The organism is Streptococcus sp. 400_SSPC (assembly GCF_001072745.1).
GTDB lineage: Bacteria > Bacillota > Bacilli > Lactobacillales > Streptococcaceae > Streptococcus > Streptococcus xiaochunlingii.
In genome coordinates, this window is record NZ_JVIQ01000019.1 from 1 (window position 1) to 7,729 (window position 7,729).

The window sequence follows — 7,729 nt, forward strand, 5'->3', positions numbered from 1 at the left end:
GGAGGTGGGACGACGAAATCGAATTCTAACGAATTACCGATTTCTGTCCCACTCTCTTTTTTTATACCAATAAATCTGTTTCTTCCCGGTAGCTATAATAATCATCAGTTGAGACAATCAGATGGTCCAGGAAAACAATTCCTAGACAATTGCAGGCCTCAATCATTTGTTGGGTAACGCCATCATCATTCTTGCTAGGATGAATGATTCCGGACGGGTGGTTGTGAACCAAGATTAAGGATGTCGCCATATGCTTGATGGCATAGTGCAAGATTTCTCTTGGTTCTGCAATGCTACGATTGACTGTTCCGATAAAAATCACTTGCTGATGGATAATTTGATTTTGGGTATTCAGATACAAGGCCAGTAAATGCTCCTGTTTCTCATGGCCTATTTTTTGTTGCATCATTTTTGCCAGCTTCTGACTACTCATGATTTGTTCCGTTTCAATCACTTCAGAAGTCTGTATTCGTTTCCCTAATTCAATAGCAGCTAACAGCTCAATGGCCTTTACTTTCCCAATTCCTGGAACTTCCTGTAACTCCTGAAAACTCATACTAGCCAGTTCTTTTAAACTCTTTAGTGATGCCAACAGGTCTTGAGCGATCTCGTAGACTGGTTTATTTTTGTTCCCCGTCCGTAATAAGATTGACAGCAATTCTTGATGACTGAGCTTATCGGGTCCTTCTGTTAGCAAACGTTCTCTAGGCAAGAGACCTGATTCTTGAAATACAATATGATACATAAAAAACCTCCTCAATTAATAATTCGCAATTGAGGAGGAAAAAGGACGATTCTATAAATATTAAATTGGACAAACTACTTCTCTTAGGTTTTCAAGAATTCGAGTTTCTTCATTTGAGAAGTTAATTCTATAGCATTCTTGGACTTGTTCCAAAGACGCAAGAAATTGAAGAATTTCGTATCGAATTAAGTGTTCTTGATCATCAGGAAGGTTTTCAATGGTTTCGAAGACCTGTTCAACTTCGTAAATCCCCTTGGTAATGAGCCCTGTTTTGGGGAAATCATTGACCAGTAAGGCATAGAAGTTTCTTAACAAAGTATAGATATCTTCTGTGCGCATTCAGTTCCTCCAAGCTTCATTCTATCACTCTTCTATTATAAAATAGAAAGCATGCAAAAATATGTCAGTCAGGTAACATTTTATGACTATCCTCTTACAAGTTGGCAGAAAATTAACAGAAAAAAAGAGGTCAAGGACCTCTTTTTAAGTTGATTATAATTGCATTTGATTATAAGATTTTGTGAAAGCTTCCAGTATATCTTTTGGTGCTTTTGAGTAATCTACTGAAGTTTCCAAAGTCCCTTTTACAATCGTACGATAAGTTGCTGCAGCATCCTCACAGGTCACCAAGGTGATTTCATTAACCCCTTCACGATCTGCAATGACATCGACCCGATCTGGTGTCACTGTCTCAACAGAATTGATGACATAGGTATAGACCTTTTCCTTATCAGTGATATAGATTTTCATTCCAGCTTTGGCATGTTCTAATGGAGAAAAGAGCATTTCATTTGCCCCTGTCAAACCAAAGACATGGTGACTAGCCAAGGAGTAATTCCTTTCCCCCATAACCTGGTCCTCTTTCATGGTACCTGCCCCATAATAGAGTCCCACATTATCTAAGCCTTTAAAAATCGGAAGATTCATCTTCAACTCAGGAATCGCTATTCCCCCAATAACAGGCAATTTCTGCGCCTGCCACTGGGCATTGATAACAGATTCTGTAGAAAGCGATTTTACTTCTTTAAAATCAAAGCTAGTCTTGGCATCTTTATTCTTATCGATGGTCTTTTTCGATACCTTGTTGACTTGATATTGATTGGTATGCCACACCATGATCATGTTCCGAATCGGAGCATTAAAGATCAAGGCAATAGACAAAAGGATTAGTAAGGTAGCAAAGATATTAATCAAGCGATTGCGTAAGCTTATTTTCTTCTTTTTTCTTCTTGAAGCCATTTTTTATCCTACCCTTCACCTTCAGTTTCAGTCTCTGACTCATCTTTTTCGTCAGCTTGAACCGTTGTAAAGGTTACGATTTGGGCATCTTGATCCAGACGCATCACTTTCACACCCATGGTCGAACGTCCAGTTTGAGAAATATTAGCGACGCTGGTACGAATCATGACACCTGTATTGGTGATAATCATCAAATCCTCATCTCCTTTGACAGTCATGAGACCGGCTAGAGGACCATTCTTATCAGCCACATTAGCAGTTTTAATCCCTTTACCACCACGTCCTTTTGTTGGATACTCATCAGCACGCGTGCGTTTACCGTATCCCTTTTCAGTGATGATCAATACTTCATCTTGATCTGTAATGACACTTGCACCGACCACTTGGTCACCTGGACGAAGGTTGACACCTCGTACCCCAGTTGCAGAACGCCCCATGTTCCGTACAACAGACTCTTTGAAGCGGACAGAATAACCAAATTTAGTCCCGATGATCACATCCGTATTTCCGTCTGTGAGGAAGACATTGATCAGCTCATCCTCATCTTTAAGGTTAAGAGCTTTCAAGCCATTTTGACGAATATTAGCAAACTCAGCTACACTGGTCCGTTTCACCAAACCTGAACGGGTTGTAAAGAAGAGATAAGCATCTTCACTACGATCCTGAGCGACGTTAATAATGGTCTGAATGGATTCTCCGTCATCTAACTTGAGCAAGTTAACAATTGGAAGTCCCTTAGCTGTACGGCCGTATTCAGGGATTTCATAGCCTTTCAGACGGTAAACCCGTCCCTTATTGGTAAAGAAGAGCAAACGATCATGGGTGCTGGTAGAAACCAATTCACGGACAAAGTCATCATCCTTGACGCCGGTACCTTGAACACCACGTCCCCCACGTTTTTGAGCAGTAAATTCATCTTGATCCAATCGCTTAATGTAACCCTTGTTAGAGAGAGTAATCAAGACATTGCTTTCTTCGATCAAATCTTCGTCTTCCAGTGATAGAACTTCTCCTACCATCAATTCTGTCCGACGTGGATCTCCAAACTTCCGTTTGACCTCGTCCAATTCTTCCTTGATAATCGCAACTACACGCTCTGGCTTGGCTAAAATATCAGCAAGATCAGCAATCAAAGCAACGAGATCATCGTATTCGCTTTGAATCTTGTCACGTTCCAAACCAGTCAAACGACGTAGACGCATATCCAAGATAGCTTGACTTTGACGCTCAGAAAGCTTGAACTTACTCATCAATTCTGCTTGTGCTTCTGCATCTGTCTGGCTATTACGGATGATTTTAATCACTTCATCGATGTGATCAAGAGCGATTAAGAGACCTTCCAAGATATGGGCACGAGCTTCCGCCTTCTCTTTATCAAAGATAGTCCGACGAGTCACCACTTCTTTTTGGTGCTCAATATAAGATCCTAAAATCTCACGAAGAGACAGAATCTTAGGGACACCATTTTGGATAGCCAACATGTTGAAACCAAAGTTGGTTTGCATTTGGGTCATCTTAAAGAGGTTGTTTAAGATAACATTGGCTGAGGCATCACGACGCACTTCAATGACGAAACGAACCCCTTCACGGTTAGACTCATCCCGAACTGCTGTAATCCCATCAATTCGTTTTTCTTGAACCAAACGAACGATATGCTCATGAACTTTGGTCTTGTTGACCATATAAGGAAATTCTGTAACGACAATGCGTTCACGCCCTGTCTTAGTCTCTTCAATTTCTGTCCGAGACCGTAAGACAATTGAGCCTTTTCCTGTTTTATAGGCCTTATGAATACCTGATTTGCCCATGACCAAGGCACCAGTAGGGAAATCTGGTCCAGGAAGCACCTCCATCAGCTCACGTGTGGTCACATCAGGATTGTCCATCATTAGCTTGACAGCATCAATAGACTCACTGAGGTTGTGTGGAGGGATATTTGTCGCCATCCCTACCGCAATCCCTGTCGCTCCATTGACTAATAAGTTAGGGAAGCGAGCTGGAAGGACGTTTGGTTCGCGTTCACTGGCATCATAGTTATCTGTGAAATCAACTGTATTCTTGTTGATATCTCGAAGCATTTCAAGAGCAATCTTGCTCATACGAGCTTCCGTATACCGTTGGGCCGCGGCTCCATCACCATCCATAGAACCAAAGTTCCCATGCCCATCTACAAGCATGTAACGATAGCTCCACCATTGAGCCATCCGAACCATAGCCTCATAAATTGAGGAGTCCCCGTGTGGATGGTATTTACCCATAACATCCCCAGTAATACGGGCAGATTTCTTATGTGGTTTATCTGGTGTAACCCCAAGTTCATTCATTCCATAAAGGATCCGACGATGAACTGGCTTTAAACCATCTCGCACGTCAGGAAGAGCCCGAGACACGATAACACTCATAGCGTAATCGATGAAACTGGTCTTCATTTCCGATGTTAAGTTAACATCAACTAAGTTATTATCCTGCATTAAAACAATGCCTCTCTTTAATTAATTCACCATACTATTATAACACATTTAGGACTTTTTTTCTCCTTCGGAACACAAGAGTAAAAACGTTTACATCGTCCAAAATAGGCGTAAAACCGTGACAAAGAAAAGTAAAAGTGGTAGAATAAATGCGAATGGGGAAACCCCAAAAAATAGAAGGAGACGTTTAGAATAATGACATTAACTAAACAACATAAAAAAGTTATCCTTGTTGGTGACGGCGCTGTAGGTTCATCTTATGCTTTCGCACTTGTTACTCAAGGTATCGCACAAGAATTAGGTATCATCGAAATCCCTCAATTGTTTGAAAAAGCGGTTGGTGATGCTGAAGACCTTAGCCACGCACTTGCCTTCACTTCTCCTAAGAAGATTTATGCTGCTAAGTACGAAGACTGTGCGGATGCTGACCTCGTTGTTATTACTGCGGGTGCTCCTCAAAAACCAGGTGAAACTCGTCTTGACCTTGTTGGTAAAAACCTTGCCATCAACAAATCAATCGTTGAGCAAGTTGTTGCTTCAGGATTTAACGGTATCTTCCTTGTAGCTGCTAACCCAGTTGACGTCTTGACTTACTCTACTTGGAAATTCTCAGGTTTCCCTAAAGAACGTGTTATCGGTTCAGGTACTTCTCTTGACTCAGCTCGTTTCCGTCAAGCACTTGCTGAAAAGATTGGTGTTGACGCTCGTTCAGTCCATGCCTACATCATGGGTGAACACGGTGACTCTGAGTTCGCTGTTTGGTCACATGCCAACGTTGCCGGTGTGAAATTGGAACAATGGTTGCAAGCAAACCGTGACTTGGACGAAGCTGACCTTGTAGATCTCTTCATCTCTGTACGTGATGCTGCTTACTCAATCATCAACAAGAAAGGGGCTACTTACTACGGTATCGCCGTTGCCCTTGCTCGTATTACTCGTGCCATCCTTGATGATGAAAATGCTGTACTTCCACTTTCAGTCTTCCAAGAAGGACAATACGGAGTTGAGAACGTCTTTATCGGTCAACCAGCGATTGTTGGTGCTCACGGTATCGTTCGTCCAGTAAACATCCCATTGAACGACGCTGAAACACAAAAAATGCAAGCATCTGCAAAAGAATTGCAAGCAATTATCGATGAAGCATGGAAGAACCCAGAATTCCAAGCAGCTTCTAAAAACTAAGAAAAAAACATCTCCTTATTAAAAGGGGATGTTTTTTAGTTGCTTTATTTGGATTTGTCAGCAAGGATTTCAAGCAAATAAGGCAAAACGAGATTGCTCTCTATGTCTTTCAAAGAAGAGATCCAGATAAAGTCTGTATGCTCTTCTGGATCTAATATAAAATCACGCTCTTCCAAAATCTCGCCAGAATAAACTAGGCGTGTAAAAACAGTATCTTTGCTAGCATCAAACTGACTATCTTCGTGGATAATCTTATTAATCAGGAGCTTTTGATTAACCTCCTCCATAGCCTCACGTAGAGCAGCCTCTCTAGGCAATTCATTCTCTTCTACACTACCACCTGGAATATCCCAATAAGATGGATAGACATTAGGGAGACCTCGCTTTATTTTCGAGCGTTTGATAAGCAGATACTTCCCGTCTTTCTCAATCAAGGTATGGGCGATTAATTTTACTGTCATTGAATGTTCCTCCAAGAAAGAGCAAAAAAGACTCCAAGGAGCCTCGTTATGAATCATCCACCCTGAGAGAATCGAACTCCCATCTCAAGAACCGGAATCTTACGTGATATCCATTACACTAAGGGTGGCAACTATGATAGTATATCAAAAAATCGATCATTTTACAAGTAAAAAAAGCTTGCCTAAGCAAGCTTTCTATGTTGATTACAATTCAATATCACCAAACAAGTCAGCCATTGAGAATCCAGTTTGAGTTTCTGGAAGTTCAAAGTCACGTTTTTCTTGTTTTGGACGACGTGGACGTTGTTGACGTTTTTCTTGTTTTTCGCCTTCTTCTTGAGCTGGACGTTCTTCAAGAGCTTTGATAGAAAGTGATACACGCTCATCAGCAGCATTTACTTCAAGAACTTTAACAGTTACTTCTTGTCCAACTTTAAGCACATCTTTTGGATTTTCAACACGTTTGTGTGAAATTTGTGAGATGTGAACAAGTCCATCGATACCTGGCAATACTTCAACGAATGCACCGAAGTCAGTCAAACGTTTAACAGTTCCTTCGATCACATCACCAGCAGCCAATTTTTGTTCAACGCCATCCCATGGTCCAGGTGTTGTAGCTTTCAATGAAAGTGATACACGACCTTCTTCTTCGTTCAAGTCAAGAACTTTCACTTCGATTTCTTCACCAACAGTTACGACTGATTTAGGTGAAACGTTGCGTTCATGTGACAATTCAGTCAAGTGAACCAAGCCATCAACCCCACCAAGGTCGATGAAAGCACCGAAGCTAGTGATACGAGCAACTTTACCAGTTACAACGTCACCAACGTTCAATTTACCAAATACTTCAGCGCGAGCTGCAGCTGATGCAGCTTCAACAACTTCACGACGAGAAAGGATGAAGCGGTTTTCTTTTGCATCAACTTCTTTGATTTTAGCATCAAATTCTTGACCTACGAAACGTTCAGTGTTACGTACAAAACGAGTATCAAGCATTGAAGCTGGAATAAATCCACGAAGTCCTTCAAATTCTACTGAAAGTCCGCCCTTAACAGCGCGAGTTCCTTTAACAGTAACAACTTCTTCTTCACGTCCGACCAATTTGTCCCATGCTTTGCGAGCTTCCAAACGTTTTTTAGATACAAGGTAAGTTACTGTATCAGTATCTTTACCAACTACTTGACGAAGAACAAGCAATTCAAGTGTTTCACCTGGTTTTACCAAGTCGTTGATGTCAGCATCACGATCGTTTGTCAATTCGCGAAGAGTCAAGACACCTTCGACACCAGTTCCAGAGATTGCAACGTTAGCTTGTGTAGCGTCAACTGTTAATACTTCAGCAGTAACGACGTCACCTGGTTCAACTTGGCTAACACTGTTTAGCAAATCTTCAAATTCATTCATCTAAAAAATCCTCCAACAATCAAGTTTTCTAAACTTGACATACTTATAATTATTTTTCCTAAGCAAGCACTCGCAACGACATCAAATGACCTATAACGATTTCATCATATAAAGAAATAAAATACCTGAGTAGATATTTTACCACCTTATCTGATATTACCTAGAACTGGGGTAGCTGGATTCGAACCAACGCATGAGGGAGTCAAAGTCCCTTGCCTTACCGCTTG

7 protein-coding genes and 1 tRNA gene are annotated in these 7,729 nt (G+C 41.2%); 1 reads left to right on the top strand and 7 read right to left on the bottom strand.

The window, feature by feature from the left end; genetic code table 11:
* Positions 1–61 precede the first annotated feature (61 nt).
* The 4 genes from radC to gyrA all read right to left on the bottom strand — a co-directional run bounded on the left by radC (position 62) and on the right by gyrA (position 4,455).
* Positions 62–745, bottom strand: a complete 684-nt coding sequence (gene radC / locus ADH49_RS04015) for a RadC family protein (protein WP_048689924.1) — start codon at positions 743–745, stop codon at positions 62–64.
* Positions 746–805: 60 nt separating this feature from the next.
* A complete protein-coding gene (locus ADH49_RS04020; RefSeq protein ID WP_048689927.1) occupies positions 806–1,084 on the bottom strand; it encodes a hypothetical protein in 279 nt (92 codons plus the stop codon).
* Positions 1,085–1,237: 153 nt separating this feature from the next.
* Positions 1,238–1,984: a class A sortase gene (locus tag ADH49_RS04025; protein ID WP_048689929.1), complete on the bottom strand. Its 747-nt coding sequence runs from the start codon at positions 1,982–1,984 to the stop codon at positions 1,238–1,240.
* A gap of 8 nt (positions 1,985–1,992) precedes the next feature.
* Entirely contained in the window at positions 1,993–4,455 is a 2,463-nt protein-coding gene (gene gyrA, locus ADH49_RS04030; protein ID WP_048689933.1) for a DNA gyrase subunit A, read from the bottom strand.
* Between the two features lie 195 nt (positions 4,456–4,650).
* Between gyrA and ADH49_RS04035 the strand changes: the two genes are divergently transcribed.
* Positions 4,651–5,637, top strand: coding sequence for an L-lactate dehydrogenase (locus ADH49_RS04035; RefSeq protein WP_048689936.1), 987 nt, complete (start codon positions 4,651–4,653; stop codon positions 5,635–5,637).
* 44 nt (positions 5,638–5,681) lie between these two features.
* On the opposite strand, the gene ADH49_RS04040 is transcribed toward ADH49_RS04035, so the two are convergent.
* The 3 genes from ADH49_RS04040 to rpsA form a co-directional block, all read right to left on the bottom strand.
* Positions 5,682–6,098, bottom strand: a complete 417-nt coding sequence (locus ADH49_RS04040) for an NUDIX hydrolase (RefSeq protein WP_048689939.1) — start codon at positions 6,096–6,098, stop codon at positions 5,682–5,684.
* 56 nt (positions 6,099–6,154) lie between these two features.
* Positions 6,155–6,226, bottom strand: a tRNA-Arg gene (locus ADH49_RS04045).
* 76 nt (positions 6,227–6,302) lie between these two features.
* Positions 6,303–7,502 (bottom strand): 30S ribosomal protein S1, encoded by a 1,200-nt coding sequence (gene rpsA / locus ADH49_RS04050; protein ID WP_006596419.1) that lies wholly within the window; start codon positions 7,500–7,502, stop codon positions 6,303–6,305.
* Positions 7,503–7,729: the final 227 nt, after the last annotated feature.

What these genes read in the sequence shown, in the direction of transcription:
- gyrA (WP_048689933.1), bottom strand. Translation starts at nt 4,455, where the DNA reads ATGCAGGATAATAACTTAGTTGATGTTAACTTAACATCGGAAATGAAG.
- ADH49_RS04020 (WP_048689927.1), bottom strand. Translation starts at nt 1,084, where the DNA reads ATGCGCACAGAAGATATCTATACTTTGTTAAGAAACTTCTATGCCTTA.
- rpsA (WP_006596419.1), bottom strand. Translation starts at nt 7,502, where the DNA reads ATGAATGAATTTGAAGATTTGCTAAACAGTGTTAGCCAAGTTGAACCA.
- radC (WP_048689924.1), bottom strand. Translation starts at nt 745, where the DNA reads ATGTATCATATTGTATTTCAAGAATCAGGTCTCTTGCCTAGAGAACGT.
- ADH49_RS04025 (WP_048689929.1), bottom strand. Translation starts at nt 1,984, where the DNA reads ATGGCTTCAAGAAGAAAAAAGAAGAAAATAAGCTTACGCAATCGCTTG.
- ADH49_RS04035 (WP_048689936.1), top strand. Translation starts at nt 4,651, where the DNA reads ATGACATTAACTAAACAACATAAAAAAGTTATCCTTGTTGGTGACGGC.
- ADH49_RS04040 (WP_048689939.1), bottom strand. Translation starts at nt 6,098, where the DNA reads ATGACAGTAAAATTAATCGCCCATACCTTGATTGAGAAAGACGGGAAG.